The following is a 19,689-nucleotide window of genomic DNA, read 5'->3' on the forward strand; positions in this document are numbered from 1 at the left end:
GCGCGGCGCGCGCCGCGGCGCGCGTCACGTCCGTGCGAGCCGCGCGCGATACAGGTCGTAGATGTCGGGAGAAAAGCACGCGAACACCACGCGTGCGAGGTTCGGCGCCTGCGGCAGCATTTCGGCGACGGTGCCGACCGCGATCTCGACGGCTTCCTCGGCCGGATAGCGATAGATGCCGCAACTGATCGCCGGGAACGCGATCGACGTCGCCGCGACCTCCTCGGCCAGCTCGATCGCGCGCCGGTAGCACGACGCGAGCAGGTGGGCCTCGTCGCGGCCGCCGCCGTGCCACACGGGCCCGACCGCATGGATCACGTAGCGCGCCGGCAGCCCGTGGCCGCGCGTGAGCTTGGCGTCGCCCGTCTCGCAGCCGCCGAGCGTGCGGCACTCGGCAAGCAGGCCGGGGCCGGCCGCACGATGGATCGCGCCATCGACGCCGCCCCCGCCGAGCAGCGAACCGTTCGCGGCGTTGACGATCGCGTCGACCTCGAGCGTCGTGATGTCGACGACCTGCGCATCGAGCGTGGTGGAATGGATCTGCAGCATGACAACCTCCCGGAATGCCGGAGACTGCTCAAGCGTAGCGCGCTTTGACGCCGCGCGCCCGCAGCGAACACGGCGCCAGGCGGCGCCGGGCCGCGTTACTCGGCGCGCGCGTCGCGCCGCAGCAGGCCGCTGACGGCGTCGCGCGGCGCGATGCCGTCGAACAGCACGCCGCACACGGCTTCGGTGATCGGCATTTCGATCGACTGCGCGCGTGCGATGGCCAGCACGGCCTGCGCGCAGCGCACGCCTTCGGCCACGTGGCCGAGCGCGCCGAGGATGTCGTTCAGCGTGCGGCCGGCCGCCAGCTGCAGGCCGACCGTGCGGTTGCGCGACAGGTCGCCCGTGGCGGTGAGGATCAGGTCGCCGAGGCCCGTGAGACCCGTGAAGGTTTCCGCCCGGCCGCCGAGCGCGACACCGAGCCGCGACATTTCGGCAAGGCCACGGGTAATCAGCGCGGCGCGCGCGTTCAGCCCGAGGCCGAGACCGTCGGCGATGCCGGTCGCGATCGCGAGCACGTTCTTCACCGCGCCGCCGACCTCGACGCCGACCACGTCGTCGCCCGTATAGATCCGCATCGCGCCGTGATGGAACGCGGCGAGCGTGCGCTCGCGGCATTCGGCGGACGTGCTCGCCACCGTCAGCGCGACGGGCAGCGACTGCCCGACTTCGCGGGCGAAGCTCGGCCCCGACAGCACGCCGTTGCTGAGCTGCTCGGGCAGCTCGGCCGCGATCACCTGATGCGGCAGCAGATGCGTGTCGGCCTCGAAGCCCTTGCAGACCCAGACGACATGCGCGGGCACGCAGCCTGCGTCGCGCATCGCGTGACACAGCGTGCGCAACCCGGCCACCGGCGCGGCGATCACGCACAGTGCGTCGTCCGCGGCGCCATGCGCGAGCGCGGCGCCGAGATCGGCGTCGTAGCGCAACGCGTCAGGCAGCGCGATGCCGTCCAGATAGCGGGAATTTTCGTGCCGGGCCTGCAGCCCGGCGATGAGCGCGGCATCGCGCGCCCACAAAAGCGTATCGTGCCGCGCGGCCAGATGGCCCGCGAGCGCGGTGCCCCACGCACCGGCGCCGAGAACGGCTACTTTCATACCCAGCACCGGTCCGAGTGAAACGTCAGTTCAGCGTCGTGCCGTTCGGTGCGCCTGCTGCGGCACCGGCCTGCTGCTGAAGCTGCGCGAGGCGTTGTTCGTACAGCGCCTGGAAGTTGATTTCCGCCAGGTGGATCGGCGGGAAGCCCGCACGCGTGATCGCGTCGGCGATGTTCGAACGCAGGTACGGGAACAGGATCGTCGGGCAGGCGATGCCGACCAGCGGGTCGAGCTGTTCGTCCGGAATGTTGCGGATGTCGAAAATGCCGGCCTGCTTCGCTTCGATCAGGAACGCGATCTTGTCCTTCACCTTCGCGGTGACGGTGCCCGACACGACGACTTCGAACACGCTTTCCGCGAGGCGGTCGGCCTTGACGTCGACTTCGACTTCAACCGACGGCATGTCCTGCTCGAGGAAGATCGCCGGCGAATTCGGCTGCTCGAGCGACATATCCTTCAGGTAGACGCGCTGGATGTTGAAGAACGGTTGGTTTTCGACGTCGGACATGGTGTTTCCCTAAAAGTGGTGACGGGGCGGCCCGGCTTCTCGCCGGCCGCCACGGATGAATCCTGCGCGCCCAAGCCGCGGCGCGGCCGGCGGCCATTCTGCCCTAATCAGGCCGCTTGCAGAAGCGGGACGAGCCCGCCTTCGCGGTCGAGCTTCGACAGATCGTCGTAACCGCCGACGTGCGTGTCGCCGATATAGATCTGCGGCACCGTGCGGCGCCCCGTGCGCGTCATCATTTCGTCGCGACGGGCCGGATCGCGGTCGATCAGCACCTTCTCGATCTGCTCGACACCGCGCAGCTTCAGCAGGCGCTCGGCCTGGATGCAATACGGACACACCTGCGTGCTGTACATCAAAACCTTGTTCACTTCGCCACTCCTTGTTTGACGACCGGCATCCCGGCCTGCTGCCAGGCGGCCACGCCGCCCTCGAGCACGTGCACCTCGGCGTAACCCGCCGCCTCGACCTCGCGCGCCGCCTTCTGCGACTGCTGGCCGTTCTGGCAGACGAGCAGCACCGGCGTGCTCTTGTTCTTCGCGACCTGCGCGATCTTCGTGCCGATCTCGCCCGCCGCGACCTGGCGCGCCGACGGCAGGTGGCCGGCAGCGAAGTCGGACGCGGCGCGCACGTCGATCACGACCGCGTTGCGGCGGTTGATGAGTTGCGTCGCCTCCGCGGCCGACAGGCCGCCGCGGCCGCGGCGCAGCGCGGGCCAGGCCAGCAGGCCGCCGGATACCACCAGGATCGCGATAAGGGCCAGGTTGGTGTAATTGGTAAAGAACGTCACGGAATTCCGCCGGAAAAAGAGAAATCGGATGAGGACAATCCCGCCATTATAAAATAACCGTCTTGCGCGATGGCGGGCCCGGGTCGGGTCCTGCACGACGCGCCACCGCTTCCTTCACTACCGACCGCAAGATCCATGTACAAACTCGTTCTCATCCGCCACGGCGAATCGACGTGGAACAAGGAAAACCGCTTCACCGGCTGGGTCGACGTCGACCTGACCGAACAGGGTCGCAACGAGGCCTACCAGGCCGGCGAATTGCTCAAGGAGGCCGGCTACACGTTCGACATCGCCTACACGTCGGTGCTCAAGCGCGCGATCCGCACGCTGTGGCACGTGCAGGACAAGATGGATCTCATGTACCTGCCGGTCGTCCACTCGTGGCGCCTGAACGAGCGCCACTACGGCGCGCTGTCGGGCCTGAACAAGGCGGAAACGGCCGCGAAGTTCGGCGACGACCAGGTGCTCGTGTGGCGCCGCAGCTACGACACGCCGCCGCCCGCGCTCGAGCCGACCGACGAGCGCGCGCCGTTCAACGACCCGCGCTATGCGAAGGTGCCGCGCGAGCAGCTGCCGCTCACCGAGTGCCTGAAGGACACGGTCGCGCGCGTGCTGCCGCTGTGGAACGAGTCGATCGCCCCGGCGGTCCGCGCCGGCAAGCAGGTGCTGATCGCCGCGCACGGCAACTCGCTGCGCGCGCTGATCAAGTACCTCGACGGCATCTCGGACAGCGACATCGTCGGCCTGAACATCCCGAACGGCGTGCCGCTCGTGTATGAACTCGACGAGAACCTGAAGCCGATCAAGCACTATTACCTCGGCGACCAGGACGCGATCGCGCAGGCGCAGGCCGCCGTCGCGAAGCAGGGCAAGGCGGGCTGACGCTCGTCGGCCGGGTGAGCCGGGCGGGCCGCGTCCGGTGCGGCCCGCCCGGCCCGGCCCCTGGCAATGAACGGCGCACCGCGCGAACCTTCGCGACTCCGGCGCTGTCGAATCCGCTTTCGAACCCGCAGCGCATCCGGCGGCGCCCCGCCTGAGCGGCTCCGGGCCCTTTTCGACGCTTTTCGCGCCGTTCCACTGAGTTATCGGACGAACAGTTATACTTGTCCGCTACATCATCCCCGCTACCGCCACGCGCTTCCCGACCGCACCAGATCTCTATGCGAATGAAATTGAAGAACATCGGCCTGATTGCCGCGGGCCTCGCCACGGGCGTGTTCGCCACGCTGCAGGTTTCCGCATCGGCCGAGCAGACCGCCACGGCGCCGCTCCCCCTCGACCAGCTCCGCCTGTTCGCGGAAGTCTTCGGACAGATCAAGCGCGAGTACGTCGAACCGGTCGACGACAAGAAGCTGCTGACGGCCGCGATCAAGGGCATGGTGTCGAGCCTCGACCCGCACTCGTCGTTCCTCGACAAGACCGACTATGACGAGCTGCAGGAGCAGACGAAGGGCCGCTTCGCGGGTCTCGGCATCGAGATCTCGCAGGAAGACGGCCTCGTCAAGGTGATCTCGCCGATCGAGGATACCCCCGCGTTCCGCGCCGGCATCCGTCCGGGCGACCTGATCACCCGCATCAACGACAAGCCGGTGCGCGGCATGACGCTCGACAAGGCCGTGAAGCAGATGCGCGGCGAGCCGGGCACCAAGGTCACGCTGACGATCTTCCGCAAGAGCGACGACCGCACGTTCCCGGTCACGGTCACGCGCGCGATCATCAAGGTCCAGAGCGTGAAGATGAAGATCCTCGATCCGGGCTATGCGTATGTCCGCATCACGAGCTTCCAGGAGCGCACGACGCCCGATCTCGCGCAGAAGCTGCAAGATATCGCACGCCAGCAGCCGAACCTGAAGGGCCTCGTCCTCGACCTGCGCAACAACGGCGGCGGCCTGCTGCAAAGCGCGGTCGGCGTGGCCGGCGCGTTCCTGCCGCCCGACTCCGTCGTCGTGTCGACCAACGGCCAGATCGCCGATTCGAAGCAGGTCTACCGCGATACGTACGACAACTATCGCCTGCCGTCCTTCGACGGCGATCCGCTGAAGAACCTGCCGCCGGTCTTCAAGACCGTGCCGATGATCGTGCTGACGAACGCCTATTCGGCGTCCGCGTCGGAAATCGTCGCCGGTGCGCTGCAGGATTCGAAGCGCGCGCAGATCATGGGCAAGACGACGTTCGGCAAGGGTTCGGTCCAGACGGTGCGCCCGATGACGGCCGACACCGCGCTGCGCCTGACCACCGCGTACTACTACACGCCGAGCGGCCGTTCGATCCAGAACAAGGGCATCACGCCGGACGTGCCGGTCGATCAGTACGCGGACGGCGATCCGGACGACGTGCTCGTGACGCGCGAGGTCGACTACACGAACCACCTCGCGAACACGCAGGATCCGAACGAGAAGAAGGAACAGGAAGACCGCGAGCAGCGCCGGATGGATCAGCTGCGCGTGCTTGAAGAGCAGAACGACAAGAAGACGCCGGAGCAGCGCCAGAAAGATCGCGATCGCAAGCCGATCGAGTTCGGCAGCGCCGACGATTTCATGATGCAGCAGGCGCTCAACAAGCTCGAAGGCAAGCCGGTCCAGGAATCGAAGTCGCTGCTCGCCGAAAGCACGAAGGGCCCGGCCGGCAAGGCTGCCACGGCCTCGAAGGCATCGGGCGCCAGCGCGAAGCCGGCTTCCGCACCGAAGCCCGCGTCGGCGCCGAAGTAAGCGCCGGCCGGCATCCGACGGGCCATCGCGGGAAGACCGCGATGGCCCGTTTTTCATGCGCGCCTAAAATAACGACACATACGCCGCCTCGCCACGACTCCCCATGAACGACGATCAACTCCTTCGCTACTCCCGTCACATCCTCGTCGACGAAATCGGCATCGAGGCGCAGCAGCGCTTTCTCGACGCGCATGCGATCGTCGTCGGCGCGGGGGGGCTCGGCTCGCCCGCCGCGATGTACCTCGCGGCATCGGGCGTCGGCACGATCACGCTCGTCGACGCCGATACGGTCGATCTCACGAACCTGCAGCGGCAGATCCTGCACGTGACGGCGTCGGTCGGCCGCCACAAGGTCGAATCGGGGCGCGACACGCTCGCGCAGCTGAACCCCGAGGTGACGGTGCACGCGGTCGCGGAGCGTGTCGACGATGCATGGCTCGACGCGCACGTGCCGCACGCGAGCGTCGTGCTTGACTGCACCGACAACTTCGCGACGCGGCATGCGATCAACCGCGCGTGCGTCGCGCATGGCGTGCCGCTCGTATCGGGCGCCGCGCTGCGCTTCGACGGGCAGATCAGCACGTTCGATTTCCGCGACCCGGCCGCGCCCTGCTATGCGTGCGTGTTTCCGGAAGACCAGCCGTTCGAGGAAGTCGCGTGCGCGACGATGGGCGTGTTCGCGCCGACGGTCGGGATCATCGGCGCGATGCAGGCCGCCGAGGCGCTGCGCGTGATCGGCGACATCGGCAAGACGCTCAACGGGCGGCTGATGATGCTCGATTCGCTGCGGATGGAATGGACGACGATGAAAATCGCGCGTCAGGCCGACTGCCCCGTGTGCGGGGGCCGGCACTGACGCGCGACGGGCATGCACCGGGCGGCGCATGCGTGGTGACACTTCGCTACGATTAACGGGGACGCCAGCGCCTCAGGCAGCCGCATCCGCGCGCGGCTCCGCGACCGACAGACGCTGCAGCGCGGCCTGCACTTCCTCCGGCTCGAACGCGGCGAGCACGTCGGCCGTCGGCTTTTCGAGCGCCTTCAGGTGCGCGCGCAGGATCTCCTGCTTCACGACCAGCAACTGGCTTGGGTGCATCGAGAACTCGGTGAGCCCCATCCCGAGCAACAGGCGCGTGAGCGCCGGGTCCCCCGCCATTTCCCCGCACACCGACACGGACACGCCCGCGCGCTTCGCTTCGCGCAACGTATAGGCGATCAGGTGCAGCACGGCCGGATGCAATGGGTCGTACAGGTGCGCGACCGCGTTGTCCGCGCGGTCGATCGCGAGCGTGTACTGGATCAGGTCGTTCGTGCCGATCGACAGGAAATCGAACCGCTTCAGGAACAGCGGCAGCGCGATCGCCGCGGCCGGAATCTCGATCATCGCGCCGATGCGCACGTTCGGGTCGTACGCGAGCCCCGCGTCGTCGAGCTGGCGCTTCGCCTCGCGGATCAGGTCGAGCGTCTGGTCGATCTCCTGCGCGTGCGCGAGCATCGGGATCAGGATCTTCACCTGGCCGAACGCGGACGCGCGCAGGATCGCGCGCAACTGCGTGAGGAACATCTGCGGCTCGGACAGGCTCCAGCGGATCGCGCGCAGGCCGAGCGCGGGGTTCGGCGCCGTCTCGTAGCCTTCGTCGAGCGCCTCGAGCGGCTTGTCCGCGCCGACGTCGATCGTGCGGATCGTCACCGGCCTGCCCTTCATCCACTCGACGGCCCGCTTGTACGCGGCGAACTGCTCCTCCTCTTCCGGCATCTCCTTCTGATGCATGAACAGGAACTCGGAACGGAACAGCCCGACGCCGACCGCGCCGGCCTCGACGGCCGCCTTCGCGTCGTCGGGCAGCTCGATGTTCGCGTACAGATCGATCTTGGTGCCGCACAACGTTTGCGTCGGCGAGAACTTCAGGCGCTGCAGCTTGCGTTGCTCCAGCAGCTTCTCGGACTGCCGGTACGAATACTCCTCGAGGACGATCGGCGCGGGATCGACGATCACGATGCCCTGGTCGCCGTCGACGATGATCAGGTCGTCCTGGCGGATCAGCGCGCTCGCGTGCTGCACGCCGACCGCGGCCGGAATGCCGAGGCTGCGCGCGACGATCGCCGTGTGCGACGTGCGCCCGCCGAGATCGGTGACGAACGCCTGGAACGACTGCGACTTGAACTGCATCATGTCGGCCGGCGCGATGTCGTGCGCGACGACAATCATCTCGTTCGTGCCGTTCTTGGCCGCGCGGTCGAGCGCCTGCGACGCGGACGGCGCGCCGGCGAGCGCCTTCAGCACGCGCTCGACCACCTGCTCGATGTCGGCCTTGCGTTCGCGCAGGTATTCGTCCTCGATATCGTCGAAGTGGCGCGTGAGCAGCTCGAGCTGCTCGGTCAGCGCCCACTCGACGTTGTAGCGGCGCGTGCGGATCAGGTCGATGGTTTCCTGCACGAGCATCTCGTCGCTCAGGATCATCGCGTGGACGTCGATGAATGCGCCGACTTCGCTCGGCGTGTCGTCGGTCAGGTCGGCGCGCAGCGCTTCGAGTTCGTGATGCACGACCTCGAGCGCGGTGCGGAAGCGCTCGACCTCCGCATCGATCTGGTTTGCCTCGACCAGGTAATGGGCGACGTCGAGCGCCGCCGGCGCGATCAGATACGCTCGCCCGATCGCGATACCACGTGAGACGGGAATGCCATGCAGCGTGAAGGACACGCGCACCTCCTCTGTACAAGTAAAGCCGCGGCACACTGCTGCGATGCGCTTATGACCCCGGTTAGCGATTATAAATTCCGCGACTCCCCGCTGACTGCATGCACCGCAGCATTGCGCATTCCGCATCAATGCTTCCGGCGAAAAAAATGCCGCGGAATCCGCGGCATTCTGGCTGGAAACGGCAACGATCCCGCTTGAGGATTATTGGCCTTCGCCGAACTTGTCGGCGATCAGCTTCAGCAGCGCGTCCATCGCTTCCTGCTCGTCGGCCCCGTCGGTCTCGATCGTCACGGTGCTGCCGATGCCGGCCGCCAGCATCATCACGCCCATGATGCTCTTCGCATTGATCTTGCGCCCGTTGCGCGTCATCCAGACTTCCGACTGGAAGTTGCCGGCCAGTTGCGTAAGCTTGGCCGATGCGCGCGCATGGAGCCCCAATTTGTTGACGATGGTGGTTTCTTGTTGAAGCATGATTCTCGGTCGGGTCGGTCGGGGCCGCCGGCGGCGCGCGTCGGCGGTGCGGTCTAAAACGGAAAACGGGAAATCAGTGCGACTCGGTGCGCGGCTGCGGCTCGGGCGGAATCGGCGCGCACTGGCCGCAGCCGGTTTCCGTCGGCGGCGGCGGCGTACCGGACGACACCTCGTGGACGCCCTTCGCGCCGCCGGACAGCGCCTTGTCGACCAGCTTGTCGAGCGGCACGGTGCGGTAGCAGACGGCCCGCACGAGCATCGGCAGGTTCACGCCCGCGAGCACGCGCACGTTGTCGATCTTGGCCAGCTGGCCGGCGATGTTCGCGGGCGTCGCGCCGTACATGTCGGTCAGGACGACCACGCCGTTCTCTTCCTTGAGCCGCGCGAGCTCCGCGTGCGCGAACGCCATCACCTGGGTCGGATCGCTGTCCGCCATCACGTCGATACAGCCGATGCGGGCGGGCACGCCGCCATAGATGTGCGCGATGCAGTCCCGCAGCGCGGTGGCGAGCGGGGCGTGCGCGATGATCAGGATCCCGGCCATGTCAGATCGCTCCCGGCCGCCCCTGGCGGGCCAACACCCCGCGGCGGGGCAATGAGCGTAGCGAGTGAGGGAAACGTTCCATGTTCAGCCTTGCAACAGTTTCGGCCCGACCGCCGGGCCTTGGGTGCGCGAGCGCGGCACCAGACAAGCGGGCATTGTAGCAGGCCGGTCGAACTGCTCCGGCGACGGGGGACCTGCGCGGCCGCCGCCGGGGTTGCGCGGGAAAGCGGCCTACGCGGCCGCACGCTCCAGCGCGTCGATGAACATCGCGGCGACGTCGAAGCCCGTCTGCTCCATGATCTCGCGGAAGCACGTCGGGCTCGTGACGTTCACCTCGGTCAGCCAGTCGCCGATCGCGTCGAGGCCGACCAGCAGCAACCCGCGTGCCGCGAGCACGGGCCCGAGTGTGTCGGCGATCTCGCGATCGCGCGCGGTCAGCGGCTGCGCAACGCCGAGGCCGCCCGCCGCGAGATTGCCGCGCACCTCGCTGCCCTGCGGAATCCGGGCGAGCGAAAACGGCACCGGCTCGCCACCGATCAGCAGGATGCGCTTGTCGCCCGCCTTGATCTCGGGGATGAATTTCTGCGCCATCACCGAGCGCGTGCCGTCGTGGCTCAGCATCTCGATGATCGAACCGAGGTTCATGCCATCCGGCTTCACGCGGAACACGCCCATCCCGCCCATCCCGTCGAGCGGTTTCAGGATCACGTCGCCGTGCTCGGCGTGGAATGCGCGCAGCCGTTTCGCGTCGCGCGTGACGAGCGTCGGCGCGACGAACTGCGGAAACTCGCCGATCGCGAGCTTCTCCGAATGGTCGCGGATCGACTGCGCCTTGTTGAACACGCGTGCGCCGGCGCGCTCGGCCAGCTCCAGCAGCCAGGTCGACGTCACGTATTCCATGTCGAACGGCGGATCCTTGCGCATCAGCACCGCGCCGAACGATTCGAGGCGGCGCGCGTCGACCGGCCCGGCCTCGTACCACGTCTCGCGATGCAGGTCGTCCGGGTCGCCGACGAACGTGATGCGGCGCACGTCGGCCTCGACGGCCGAGCCCGTCCACGCGAGCTGGTTCGGCTCGCACGCGTACACCGCATGCCCGCGCCGCGCCGCCTCGGCCATCATCGCGTAGGTCGAATCCTTGTAGATCTTGAAGCGCTCGAGCGGGTCGGCGATAAAGAGAATGTCCATGAGGTCCTGTACGTGGCGAAGGTCCGTTACACCTGGATGGCTTCGGGATCGGTCTTTTCCAGTTCGATCGACGACGCGATCAGCGACAGCCGCGCGACGACGCCGTACATGTAGAAACGGTTCGGCGGCGCGGCACCCGGCTTCGCGCCCGCATCCGGCAACGCGGTGTGCTCGAAGCCGAGCGGCACGTAGTGCATGCCGGGCGCGTTCAGGTTCTGGTCGCGCTCGCGGCCGGCGTGCGTGCGGTAGAAGCCGCCGACCACGTAGCGGTCGATCATGTACACGACGGGCTCCGCGACTTCGTCGCCGACGCGCTCGAACGTATAGACGCCTTCCTGCACGATCACGTCGCGCACCGCGAGGCCGGCCTTCGACTCGGCCATCTGCGCGCGCTCGGCCTTCGACATCCGGCCGATCTCGGCCGCGTCGTGCACGGTCATCACGCCGCGCCCCGCCGTGCCCGCGTCCGCCTTCACGACGACGTACGGCTTCTCGCTGATCCCGTATTCGCGGTACTTGCGCGCGATCTTCTTCAGCACGCCGTCGATCGCGTCGGCGAGCGCCTGCTCGCCTTCATGCGCCTGCCAGTCGACGCCTTCCACGTGCGCGAAATACGGATTCACCATCCACGGATCGACGCCGACCATCTTCGCGAACTTCTTCGCGACGTCGTCGTAGCACGAGAAGTGCGTCGACTTGCGGCGCACGGCCCAGCCCGCGTGCAGCGGCGGCAGCAGGTACTGCTCGTGCAGGTTTTCCAGCACGGCCGGAATGCCGGCCGACAGGTCGTTGTTCAGCAGGATCGAGCACGGATCGAAATTCTTCAGGCCGAGGCGGCGCTGCGAACGCTCGAGCGGTTCGAGCACGATCTTCTGGCCGTCGGCCAGCGTGATCGGCGTCATGTCGGTGATGCTCGGGTCGAGCGAACCGAAGCGCACGTTCAGGCCGGCCTGGCGCATGATCGTCGCGAGCCGTGCGACGTTTTCGAGGTAGAACGCGTTGCGGGTCGGCAGCTCGGGAATCACGAGCAGGTTCTTCGCGTCCGGGCAGATCTTCTCGATCGCGGCCATTGCGGCCTGCACGGCGAGCGGCAGCACTTCGGACGGCAGATTGTTGAACGCGCCGGGAAACAGGTTCGCGTCGACGGGCGCCAGCTTGAAGCCGGCATTGCGCAGGTCCACCGAACAATAGAACGGCGGGGTATGTTCCTGCCATTCGAGCCTGAACCAGCGTTCGATCGCAGGCGTCGCGTCGAGGATCTTCTGCTCGAGTTCGAGCAGCGGACCGTTCAACGCCGTAACGAGGTGGGGAACCATGAATCACTCGCGAGCGGGAGAATGAAGATTGTAGAGCAATTGCCCTGCCCATTTGGGGATTGTTCCCGGCTTCGCAAGGGTTTGGAGGAAGTTTTCGGCTATTGACCCGATAGTGCAAAGGGTTATGCGCTACGGCAGTGGGTGGCAGGAGAAAAAAAGCCCGCCGGGTGAGGCGGGCCCAAGTCGCTGCGCTCATTCATGACGGGCGCCGTCGTCGCGGCGGCCCGCCGGTCATTCCTGTGACTTATTCGACGTGCTCGCCGTGCAGGACCACGTCGAGGCCTTCGCGCTCTTCTTCTTCCGACACGCGCAGGCCGATCGTCAGGTCGATCAGCTTCAGCAGCACGAAGCTCAACACGCCGCTGTAGACCAGCGTGATCAGCACGCCCTTGGCCTGCAGCAGCAGGCTGCCGTCGGCGCCGCCGATGTCCTTGATCGCGAACACGCCCGTCAGCAACGCGCCGAGAATCCCGCCAATGCCGTGCACGCCGAATGCGTCGAGCGAATCGTCGTAGCCGAGCTTCGACTTGAGCCACGTCGCCGACCAGAAGCACACGACACCTGCGGCGATACCGATCACGAGGGCACCCGTCACGCCGACGAAGCCGGCCGCCGGCGTGATCGCGACGAGACCCGCGACCGCACCCGACACGATGCCGAGCACCGACGGCTTGCCGTGCGAGATCCACTCGGCGAACATCCAGCCGAGCGCCGCGCAGGCCGTCGCGACTTGCGTCGTCAGCATCGCGAAGCCGGCACGGCCGTCGGCCGCCACCGCCGAACCCGCGTTGAAGCCGAACCAGCCGACCCACAGCATCGAGCCGCCGATCATCGTCAGCACGAGGTTGTGCGGCGCCATCGATTCACGGCCGAAGCCGATCCGCTTGCCGAGCATCAGGCACGACACGAGGCCCGCGATACCGGCGTTGATGTGCACGACGGTGCCGCCCGCGAAGTCGAGCACGCCGTCCGACGACAGCCAGCCGGTCGGCTCCCACACCATGTGCGCGATCGGCACATAGACGATCAGCGACCAGAGCGTCATGAACACGAGCATCGCCGAGAACTTCATCCGGTCGGCGAATGCGCCGCAGATCAGCGCCGGCGTGATGATCGCGAACGTCATCTGGTAGACGAAGTAGACCGATTCCGGAATCGTCGGGGCCAGGTGACTGACGGTCAGCGTCGTCGCCTTGTCGCCGTGGATGTAGTTCATCCCGTGCAGGAACGCACGCGACAGGCCGCCGATGAAGCCGTTGCCCGGCGTGAACGCGAGGCTATAGCCGACCACCGTCCACAGCACCGTGATCACCGCGGTGATCGCGAAGCTCTGCATCACGGTCGCGAGCACGTTCTTCTTGCGGACCATGCCGGCGTAGAACAGCGCGAGGCCGGGAATCGTCATGAACAGCACGAGCGCGGTGGACGTCAGCATCCATGCGGTGTCGCCCGCATTGATCTTCGACGAATCAACCGAGAACGGGGCGGTCGGCGCGGCGGGAGCGGCCGGTGCCGAAGCGGCGGCAGCAGCCGACGCGTCGGTGGCGCCCGAGGCCGGCGCAGCAGCGGCGGCCGTGGCGGATGCGTCGGTGGCAGCCGGCGCCGAGGCGGCCGGAGCGGCGGCAGCCGACGCGTCGGAAGCCGTGGCGGCGGGCGCGGACGCAGCCGCGGCGGACGCCGCGTCGTCGGCGAGCGCGGGGCCGACGCCGGCCGCGATCAGCGAGCCGGCCATCAGCAGGGACATCAGAAGTTTGCGCATCTTGGGTTTCCTCTTGTCGCTTGTCTTGTCTGTTCTGTTACAGCGCGTCAGCGCCCGTCTCCCCGGTGCGAATCCGGATCACCTGTTCGATCGCCGTGACGAAGATCTTGCCGTCGCCGATCTTGCCGGTGCGCGCGGCCCGCTCGATCGCCTCGACCGCCTGGTCGACGAGATCGTCGGACACGGCTGCCTCGATCTTCATCTTCGGCAGGAAATCGACCACGTATTCGGCACCGCGGTACAGCTCGGTGTGCCCCTTCTGCCGCCCGAACCCTTTCACCTCCGTCACCGTGATGCCCGAGACGCCGAGCGCCGACAGCGCTTCGCGCGTCTCATCGAGCTTGAACGGCTTGATGATTGCGGTAATGAGTTTCATGAAGTCCTCTCGCTGGGTTGTCCCGTCGAATTGGTTGGAATGTTGTTACGGACTCTTCTCAGCAACTCGCATGCCAAGTCGGTTCGAGCACCGTTTCAAAGGGCTTCATCAAGGGGTCGCATCGCGTGATGTAAGGTGCGGAGGCCCGGCCGAATGGCCAACGTGGCCCGGTTTGCTGGCGCGGCGAAAGGATCGTTGCTAGAGTGCACGCACGTCCCGGATCGCCGGGCCATTCACCCATGCGGGCGCCATGCCCGGAATTCGCGCTCCGGGCGCACCATTTCCGGTCATGCGTGCATCATGGGCACGTACGCAACTGAAGATGCACATTTTTTGTGCAAGGAAGGGGAATCACATGAAGCAACCCAGCGACGTTTTCAACGATCTGCAGTCGCGCGTCAGCGATCTGCTGAAAAACTCGCCGGCCAAGGACGTCGAGCGCAACGTGAAGGCCATGCTGTCGCAAGGCTTCTCGAAACTCGATCTCGTCACGCGCGAGGAATTCGACACGCAGGCGCAAGTGCTCGCCCGCACCCGCGTGCGCCTCGAGGAACTCGAGAAACGCGTCGCGGAACTCGAGCAGAAGCTCGCCGCGCCGCAAGCCTGACGCCCTGCCCGGCCGCAAGGCCCGGGCGCGGGCCGCCTCGTGCGGCCCGCGCCCGCCGCCTCAAGCACTGAAGCACTGAAGCACTGAAGCACTGAAGCACTGAAGTCACCGTACCGCTCTTCGTCGTCCGTCGTTCCCCGCAGCACCCCCGCTCTTCGCTGTTCATCGCTCTTCGCATTCCGTCGTTCCGCTGTGCCTCGTTCTTTCCCGCGCCACGCCGGCAAGCGCGCACCGATTCCTCCGATTCCCGCGGCATGCGGCCTCGAACGGCCGTCGTCCGTCTTGCTTACAGGAGCCTCGCCATGTCGCTCGCCGTGGTGCGCAGTCGCGCGCCCGCCTCCGGCCGTGCGCCGGACGTCACCGTCGAAGTCCATCTCGCCAACGGGTTGCCGTCGTTCTCGATCGTCGGCCTGCCCGATCTCGAAGTCCGCGAAAGCCGCGAGCGGGTGCGCGCCGCGCTGCAGAACTGCGGCTTCGAGTTCCCCGTGCGCCGCATCACCGTCAACCTCGCGCCGGCCGACCTGCCGAAGGAGTCGGGACGGTTCGACCTGCCGATCGCGCTCGGCATCCTCGCCGCGAACGGCCAGATCCCGGCCGACGCGCTGGCAGGCCGCGAATTCGCGGGTGAACTGTCGCTGACGGGCGCGCTGCGGCCGATGCGCGGCGCGTTCGCGATGGCGTGTGGCGTGGCGCGGGATGCGCAGTCAGCGGAAAGTGGCGCGGCTTCCGGCCTGGGTTCCGGCACGCTGTCCGGTTCGGGCATCGGTGGCCAAGGGGCCGGCCCGGAGCCGCGCTCCGCCGCCGCGTCGAACGCCCCCGAGCTGTACCTGCCGCTCGCCAGCGCCGCCGAGGCCGCGCTCGTGCCGGGCGTCACCGTGTTCGGCGCGCCGGACCTGCCCGCGCTGTGCGCGCACCTCACCGGCGCACCCGACGGGCGGCTCGCGCCGGTCGCCGCGCCATGCCTCGACGGCCTGCCGACGCCGGCCGCCCCCGATCTCGCCGACGTGGTCGGCCAGCGCGGCGCCCGCCGCGCGCTGGAAGTCGCGGCCGCGGGCGGCCATCACATGCTGATGGTCGGGCCGCCGGGGGCCGGCAAGTCGATGCTGGCCGCACGACTCCCGGGCCTCCTGCCGCCGCTGACCGATGACGAGGCGCTGACGTCGGCGGCGCTCCTTTCCGCGAGCCGCCTCGGCTTCTCGCCCGCGCAGTGGCGCCGGCGGCCGTTCCGTGCACCGCATCACTCGTCGAGCGCCGCCGCGCTGGTCGGCGGCCGCAACCCGCCGCAACCGGGCGAGATCACGCTCGCGCACCTCGGCGTGCTGTTCCTCGACGAACTCCCGGAATTCGACCGGCACGTGCTCGAGATGCTGCGTGAACCGCTGGAGGCTGGCCGCATCACGATCTCGCGCGCGGCCCAGCAAGCCGACTTCCCGGCCGCTTGCCAGCTGATTGCCGCGATGAATCCGTGCCCGTGCGGCTGGCACGGCGATCCGTCGGGGCGCTGCCGCTGCTCGCCGGACGTCGCCGCGCGCTACCTGCGCAAGCTGTCGGGGCCGCTCGTCGACCGCATCGACATCCAGATCGACCTGCCCGCGCTGTCGCCGGCCGAGCTGGCGACGCGCGCGTCGGCGCCCGGCGAGCCGAGTGCGGCGGTCGCTGCGCGGGTTGCGCACGCGCGTGCGCTGCAGCTCGATCGGCAGGGCAAGACGAACCACATGCTGAGCGGCCGCGAGACCGACGACCTGTGCCGGCCGACCGACGAAGGCGAACGGCTGCTGCGTGAGGCCGGCGAGCGCTTCGGCTGGTCGGCGCGCGCGTATTTCCGCGTGCTGAAGGTTGCGCGCACGATCGCCGACCTGGCCGGCGACCCGCTGCCGACGGCCGCGCAGATCGCCGAAGCGATCCGCTACCGGCGCGCACTGACGGCGCTCTGAACGCCCTCAGAGGACAAAATCCGCCTGTCAAGACTTGACTTATGCACAATTCCGCGAATCCGGCCCCGGATCGGGGCTCGTCGAGACCTTTGCAGCACGGGATCCGTATCCCGTTGTTTTGATTGACTTTTATCAAAACGCGAGCGAGCGACCAAACGGGCCGGAAGGCCGTCCCGCGCGGCTTGGCGGGAATTCCGGGCGACTTTTCAACAAAGTTATCCACATGCGTTGTGGATAGCCGAAAAAACCTCGCAAAATCCGGCGACTAGCGTCGAAAGCTGCGAATGAACTTTCAGTTGTCACAGCGTGTCTGAGCGCCCTCTCCGGCCACCGTCAGTCGAGTTTGAACGACCCGAAAAACTGGTCGAGCTGCTCCTGTGTGAGCTTGCCGTCGGCAATCACGACGGCCTGGTACGCGTGCCGGCCGCGCGCGACGAGTCGCGCAATGATCGTCTTGTGCGCGCGATCGCCGGCGGCGGCCGCGCCGGCGATGCGCAGCTCGAGCCCGTTCACCGCGCCGCCGGCCGCGAGCGGCACGGGCACCGAAGCCGTCTGCGGCGCGCCTTCGAGATTGCGGGACAACCCGGCACGCAGGAACTCGAGCGCCGCGCGGCGCGTGTCGTCGCGGTCGTCCGGCAGCGTCAGCGTGCCGACCGCGAACACCGCGCCGTCGACGTGCGCGGCCTGCATCCGCATCGGCATCGACGCGGCGCCGATCGCCACCGGTTGCTCCTCCATGGTCGGCTTCGCCGGCAGGTCGATCGTGTAGCCGGCGTCGTTGTGCAGCGTGCGCCAGTCGTACGACGGCGAGCACGCGGCCAGCGCCGCGCTCACGCACGCGAGCGCGGCGAAGTGTCGCAGCGGACGAAAAAGGGGGCGCAACGAAACGGTGACTTCCTTCGGCATGGCGTGGATCGGGCAGGCAAAACGCGCATTATCCGCCGAACGTGAATTCCGGGATGTGCGGCCGCCGCCGGTGCGCAAGCCGCATTCGCGCTAAAATGAGCGTCGAATTTCGATGTCCTTTGCATTGATCCGCGTCATCGACCGACTCCGAGAGCACCAGATGAACACCACGCCTCCCGTCCGGCGCAGCGCCGGCCCCGTCCGCTACATCGTCGCCGCCGCCGTCGTCGCGGCGATCGCCGTCGCCGGCTTCTTCGCGTTCAACGGCAAGTCCAGCGTGCCGGACGCCACGTTCACGCTGCTGTCGGGCCAGAAAGTCTCGACGGCAGGCGACCTGAAAGGCAAGGTCTATCTCGTGAACTTCTGGGCGACGAGCTGCGCCACCTGCATGCAGGAAATGCCGCAGATGGTCGATACCTACAATCGCTTCAAGGGTCAGGGTCTGGAATTCGTCGCGGTCGCGATGAACTACGATCCTCCGATGTACGTCGCGAACTACGCGCAGACGCGCCAGCTGCCGTTCAAGGTCGCGCTCGACGACGGCAGTGTCGCGAAGCAGTTCGGCAACGTGCAGCTCACGCCGACGACCTTCGTCGTCGACAAGGACGGCAAGATCCTGAAGCGCTACGTCGGCGCGCCGCAGTTCGCGGAACTCGACGCGCTGCTCAAGAAGGCACTCGACGGCAACGCGGCCTGAGCGCCGCCCGATCCGGCTGCAAGGGCCGCGCACCGCGCCCTTCCCCGCACCACGGACCGCACGACCGGGCAACCCGGTTCCGCGGTCCGTTTGCTTTTCAGCGCTCGGTTTCGCCTTTCGCCGACAGCCCGTAGCGCTTCATCTTCTCGTACAGCGTCGCCTTGCCGACGTGCAGCCGGTCGGCCGTCGCGGCGACCGCGCCGCCCGTCTGGTTCAGCGCCTCGGCGATTACCGCGCGCTCGAATTGCTCGATGCGCTCCTTCAGCGTCTGCTCGCTGTCGGCGTCGCCGCCGCTCGCGCCCGTCTCCTGCGGCATGTCGGCCACGCCGAGCACGAAGCGGTCGGCCGCGTTGCGCAGCTCGCGCACGTTGCCGGGCCAGTCGCGCTGCATCAGGCTCGCGCGCTGCCGGTCGGTCAGCACCGGCGCGGGCCGCGCGTAGCGCACGGCCGCGTCGAGCATGAAGTGCTCGAACAGCGGCACGATGTCCTCGCGGCGCTCGGCCAGCGGCGGCAGCGCGATCGTCACGACGTTGAGGCGGTACAGCAGGTCGCGCCGGAACGTGCCGGCCGCGACGAGCTCGCTCATGTCGCCCTTCGCGGCCGCCACCACGCGGCAGTTCACGCGGATCGGCTGGTTCGAGCCGAGCCGCTCCAGCACGCCGTCCTGCAGCACGCGCAGCAGCTTCACCTGCAGCGCGAGCGGCATGCTTTCGATTTCGTCGAGGAACAGCGTGCCGCCCGACGCATATTCGAGCTTGCCGACGCGGCGCTTCGCGGCGCCGGTGAACGCGCCGGGCTCGTAGCCGAACATCTCCGATTCGAACATCGGCTCGGGCAGCGCGCCGCAATTTACCGCGATGAACGGCTTGTCGCGGCGCGGCGACAGCTCGTGCAGGCTGCGCGCGATCAACTCCTTGCCGGCGCCGGTGTCGCCGTTGATCAGCACCGACGCGTCGGTAGGCGCGACGTTCGCGATCAGCTTGCGCACCTGCTCGATTGCCGGGCTGCGGCCGATGATGCGCGGCGCGACGACGTTCTGCCCGGCCAGCTCGCGCCGCAGCGCGTGGTTCTCGAGCACGAGCTCGCGGCGCTCGAGCGCGCGGCGCACCGTCTCGATCAGGCGCTCGGCCGCGAACGGTTTTTCGATGAAGTCGTATGCGCCGTCGCGCATCGCCTGCACGGCCATCGAGATGTCGCCGTGCCCCGTGACGAGGATCACGGGCACGTCGGGCACGCGCTCGCGGCACTGCGCGAGCACGTCGAGCCCGCTCGCGCCGGGCAGCCGGATGTCGCTGACGATCGCGCCGGCGTTGTCCGCGACGATCGCCTTCTCGGCCGCTTCGGCCGACTCGAAGCCGGCGACGTCGAACCCCGCCAGCTGAAGGCTCTGCACGCTGGCCCGGCGAACGAGCGCATCGTCTTCGATATAGATCACTTGCAGCCGGTTGGCCATCGTACTCACTTGCTCCTGACGGGCCGCGCGGCGGCAGCGCGCGCGGCGTCGTTGATACCGATCGTGCGCCGATCGGGCGGGCGGCGTGGCG

General features: G+C 67.8%; 19 protein-coding genes and 2 pseudogenes. 7 read left to right on the forward strand and 14 right to left on the reverse strand.

What is annotated here, in order from left to right:
• Positions 1-24 precede the first annotated feature (24 nt).
• From CFB41_RS15185 to CFB41_RS15205, 5 genes are all read right to left on the reverse strand, one after another.
• A complete protein-coding gene (locus CFB41_RS15185) occupies positions 25-549 on the reverse strand; it encodes an O-acetyl-ADP-ribose deacetylase (RefSeq protein WP_089456978.1) in 525 nt (174 codons plus the stop codon).
• A gap of 95 nt (positions 550-644) precedes the next feature.
• Entirely contained in the window at positions 645-1,643 is a 999-nt protein-coding gene (locus CFB41_RS15190) for an NAD(P)H-dependent glycerol-3-phosphate dehydrogenase (RefSeq protein ID WP_089441081.1), read from the reverse strand.
• Between the two features lie 25 nt (positions 1,644-1,668).
• Positions 1,669-2,151 carry a protein-export chaperone SecB gene (secB, locus tag CFB41_RS15195; protein ID WP_089426394.1) on the reverse strand — a complete coding sequence of 161 codons (483 nt, stop codon included), beginning with the start codon at positions 2,149-2,151 and terminating at the stop codon, positions 1,669-1,671.
• Between the two features lie 107 nt (positions 2,152-2,258).
• Entirely contained in the window at positions 2,259-2,519 is a 261-nt protein-coding gene (gene grxC / locus CFB41_RS15200; RefSeq protein ID WP_039346228.1) for a glutaredoxin 3, read from the reverse strand.
• Entirely contained in the window at positions 2,516-2,938 is a 423-nt protein-coding gene (locus tag CFB41_RS15205; RefSeq protein ID WP_089426395.1) for a rhodanese-like domain-containing protein, read from the reverse strand. Before CFB41_RS15205 ends, grxC begins: the two co-directional genes overlap by 4 nt.
• Before the next feature lie 135 nt (positions 2,939-3,073).
• Here CFB41_RS15205 and gpmA point away from each other — a divergent pair, with 135 nt between their 5' ends.
• The 3 genes from gpmA (at position 3,074) to CFB41_RS15220 (ending at position 6,502) form a co-directional block, all read left to right on the forward strand.
• A complete protein-coding gene (gene gpmA / locus CFB41_RS15210) occupies positions 3,074-3,820 on the forward strand; it encodes a 2,3-diphosphoglycerate-dependent phosphoglycerate mutase (protein WP_027789056.1) in 747 nt (248 codons plus the stop codon).
• A 278-nt stretch (positions 3,821-4,098) separates the two neighbouring features.
• A complete protein-coding gene (locus CFB41_RS15215; RefSeq protein WP_039346234.1) occupies positions 4,099-5,646 on the forward strand; it encodes a S41 family peptidase in 1,548 nt (515 codons plus the stop codon).
• Positions 5,647-5,749: 103 nt separating this feature from the next.
• Entirely contained in the window at positions 5,750-6,502 is a 753-nt protein-coding gene (locus CFB41_RS15220; RefSeq protein WP_089456979.1) for a molybdopterin-synthase adenylyltransferase MoeB, read from the forward strand.
• 72 nt (positions 6,503-6,574) lie between these two features.
• Here the strand turns inward: CFB41_RS15220 and ptsP are convergent, their stop codons facing one another.
• The 7 genes from ptsP to CFB41_RS15255 all read right to left on the reverse strand — a co-directional run bounded on the left by ptsP (position 6,575) and on the right by CFB41_RS15255 (position 14,001).
• Entirely contained in the window at positions 6,575-8,347 is a 1,773-nt protein-coding gene (ptsP, locus tag CFB41_RS15225) for a phosphoenolpyruvate--protein phosphotransferase (protein ID WP_089457210.1), read from the reverse strand.
• Between the two features lie 201 nt (positions 8,348-8,548).
• On the reverse strand, positions 8,549-8,818 hold the full coding sequence (locus CFB41_RS15230; RefSeq protein ID WP_089441083.1) for an HPr family phosphocarrier protein: 270 nt from the start codon (positions 8,816-8,818) through the stop codon (positions 8,549-8,551).
• Between the two features lie 73 nt (positions 8,819-8,891).
• Complete coding sequence (locus CFB41_RS15235; protein WP_089426398.1) at positions 8,892-9,362, reverse strand: PTS sugar transporter subunit IIA; 471 nt, start codon at positions 9,360-9,362, stop codon at positions 8,892-8,894.
• A 231-nt stretch (positions 9,363-9,593) separates the two neighbouring features.
• A complete protein-coding gene (gene gshB / locus CFB41_RS15240) occupies positions 9,594-10,550 on the reverse strand; it encodes a glutathione synthase (protein WP_089456980.1) in 957 nt (318 codons plus the stop codon).
• Positions 10,551-10,576: 26 nt separating this feature from the next.
• Entirely contained in the window at positions 10,577-11,866 is a 1,290-nt protein-coding gene (gshA, locus tag CFB41_RS15245) for a glutamate--cysteine ligase (RefSeq protein WP_011353295.1), read from the reverse strand.
• Positions 11,867-12,110: 244 nt separating this feature from the next.
• Positions 12,111-13,625 carry an ammonium transporter gene (locus CFB41_RS15250; protein WP_089456981.1) on the reverse strand — a complete coding sequence of 505 codons (1,515 nt, stop codon included), beginning with the start codon at positions 13,623-13,625 and terminating at the stop codon, positions 12,111-12,113.
• A gap of 37 nt (positions 13,626-13,662) precedes the next feature.
• A complete protein-coding gene (locus CFB41_RS15255; RefSeq protein WP_027789049.1) occupies positions 13,663-14,001 on the reverse strand; it encodes a P-II family nitrogen regulator in 339 nt (112 codons plus the stop codon).
• 355 nt (positions 14,002-14,356) lie between these two features.
• On the opposite strand from CFB41_RS15255, the gene CFB41_RS15260 reads away from it, so the two are divergent.
• The 3 genes and pseudogenes from CFB41_RS15260 to CFB41_RS15265 all read left to right on the forward strand — a co-directional run.
• Positions 14,357-14,608, forward strand: coding sequence for an accessory factor UbiK family protein (locus CFB41_RS15260; RefSeq protein WP_006489451.1), 252 nt, complete (start codon positions 14,357-14,359; stop codon positions 14,606-14,608).
• A gap of 302 nt (positions 14,609-14,910) precedes the next feature.
• A pseudogene (locus CFB41_RS38950) lies at positions 14,911-15,313 on the forward strand (magnesium chelatase domain-containing protein); the annotation flags it as partial.
• Positions 15,314-15,396: 83 nt separating this feature from the next.
• Positions 15,397-16,542: pseudogene (locus CFB41_RS15265) on the forward strand (YifB family Mg chelatase-like AAA ATPase); the annotation flags it as partial.
• A gap of 333 nt (positions 16,543-16,875) precedes the next feature.
• Here CFB41_RS15265 and CFB41_RS15270 read toward each other — a convergent pair.
• Positions 16,876-17,448 (reverse strand): hypothetical protein, encoded by a 573-nt coding sequence (locus CFB41_RS15270; protein WP_089456983.1) that lies wholly within the window; start codon positions 17,446-17,448, stop codon positions 16,876-16,878.
• A gap of 160 nt (positions 17,449-17,608) precedes the next feature.
• Here CFB41_RS15270 and CFB41_RS15275 point away from each other — a divergent pair, with 160 nt between their 5' ends.
• Positions 17,609-18,145, forward strand: coding sequence for a peroxiredoxin (locus tag CFB41_RS15275; RefSeq protein WP_089426404.1), 537 nt, complete (start codon positions 17,609-17,611; stop codon positions 18,143-18,145).
• A gap of 97 nt (positions 18,146-18,242) precedes the next feature.
• On the opposite strand, the gene CFB41_RS15280 is transcribed toward CFB41_RS15275, so the two are convergent.
• Positions 18,243-19,598 (reverse strand): sigma-54 dependent transcriptional regulator, encoded by a 1,356-nt coding sequence (locus CFB41_RS15280; RefSeq protein ID WP_089456984.1) that lies wholly within the window; start codon positions 19,596-19,598, stop codon positions 18,243-18,245.
• Between the last annotated feature and the right edge of the window lie 91 nt (positions 19,599-19,689).

The organism is Burkholderia sp. AU33803, from assembly GCF_002223095.1.
Classification (GTDB): Bacteria; Pseudomonadota; Gammaproteobacteria; order Burkholderiales; family Burkholderiaceae; genus Burkholderia.

Bases quoted from the DNA above. Each gene is read 5' to 3' on its own strand.
- CFB41_RS15185 (WP_089456978.1), bottom strand. From the start codon at position 549: ATGCTGCAGATCCATTCCACCACGCTCGATGCGCAGGTCGTCGACATC.
- gpmA (WP_027789056.1), top strand. From the start codon at position 3,074: ATGTACAAACTCGTTCTCATCCGCCACGGCGAATCGACGTGGAACAAG.
- gshB (WP_089456980.1), bottom strand. From the start codon at position 10,550: ATGGACATTCTCTTTATCGCCGACCCGCTCGAGCGCTTCAAGATCTAC.
- CFB41_RS15255 (WP_027789049.1), bottom strand. From the start codon at position 14,001: ATGAAACTCATTACCGCAATCATCAAGCCGTTCAAGCTCGATGAGACG.
- CFB41_RS15235 (WP_089426398.1), bottom strand. From the start codon at position 9,362: ATGGCCGGGATCCTGATCATCGCGCACGCCCCGCTCGCCACCGCGCTG.
- CFB41_RS15230 (WP_089441083.1), bottom strand. From the start codon at position 8,818: ATGCTTCAACAAGAAACCACCATCGTCAACAAATTGGGGCTCCATGCG.
- gshA (WP_011353295.1), bottom strand. From the start codon at position 11,866: ATGGTTCCCCACCTCGTTACGGCGTTGAACGGTCCGCTGCTCGAACTC.
- secB (WP_089426394.1), bottom strand. From the start codon at position 2,151: ATGTCCGACGTCGAAAACCAACCGTTCTTCAACATCCAGCGCGTCTAC.
- CFB41_RS15190 (WP_089441081.1), bottom strand. From the start codon at position 1,643: ATGAAAGTAGCCGTTCTCGGCGCCGGTGCGTGGGGCACCGCGCTCGCG.
- CFB41_RS15215 (WP_039346234.1), top strand. From the start codon at position 4,099: ATGCGAATGAAATTGAAGAACATCGGCCTGATTGCCGCGGGCCTCGCC.
- CFB41_RS15280 (WP_089456984.1), bottom strand. From the start codon at position 19,598: ATGGCCAACCGGCTGCAAGTGATCTATATCGAAGACGATGCGCTCGTT.
- CFB41_RS15275 (WP_089426404.1), top strand. From the start codon at position 17,609: ATGAACACCACGCCTCCCGTCCGGCGCAGCGCCGGCCCCGTCCGCTAC.
- CFB41_RS15250 (WP_089456981.1), bottom strand. From the start codon at position 13,625: ATGCGCAAACTTCTGATGTCCCTGCTGATGGCCGGCTCGCTGATCGCG.
- CFB41_RS15260 (WP_006489451.1), top strand. From the start codon at position 14,357: ATGAAGCAACCCAGCGACGTTTTCAACGATCTGCAGTCGCGCGTCAGC.
- CFB41_RS15220 (WP_089456979.1), top strand. From the start codon at position 5,750: ATGAACGACGATCAACTCCTTCGCTACTCCCGTCACATCCTCGTCGAC.
- CFB41_RS15270 (WP_089456983.1), bottom strand. From the start codon at position 17,448: ATGCCGAAGGAAGTCACCGTTTCGTTGCGCCCCCTTTTTCGTCCGCTG.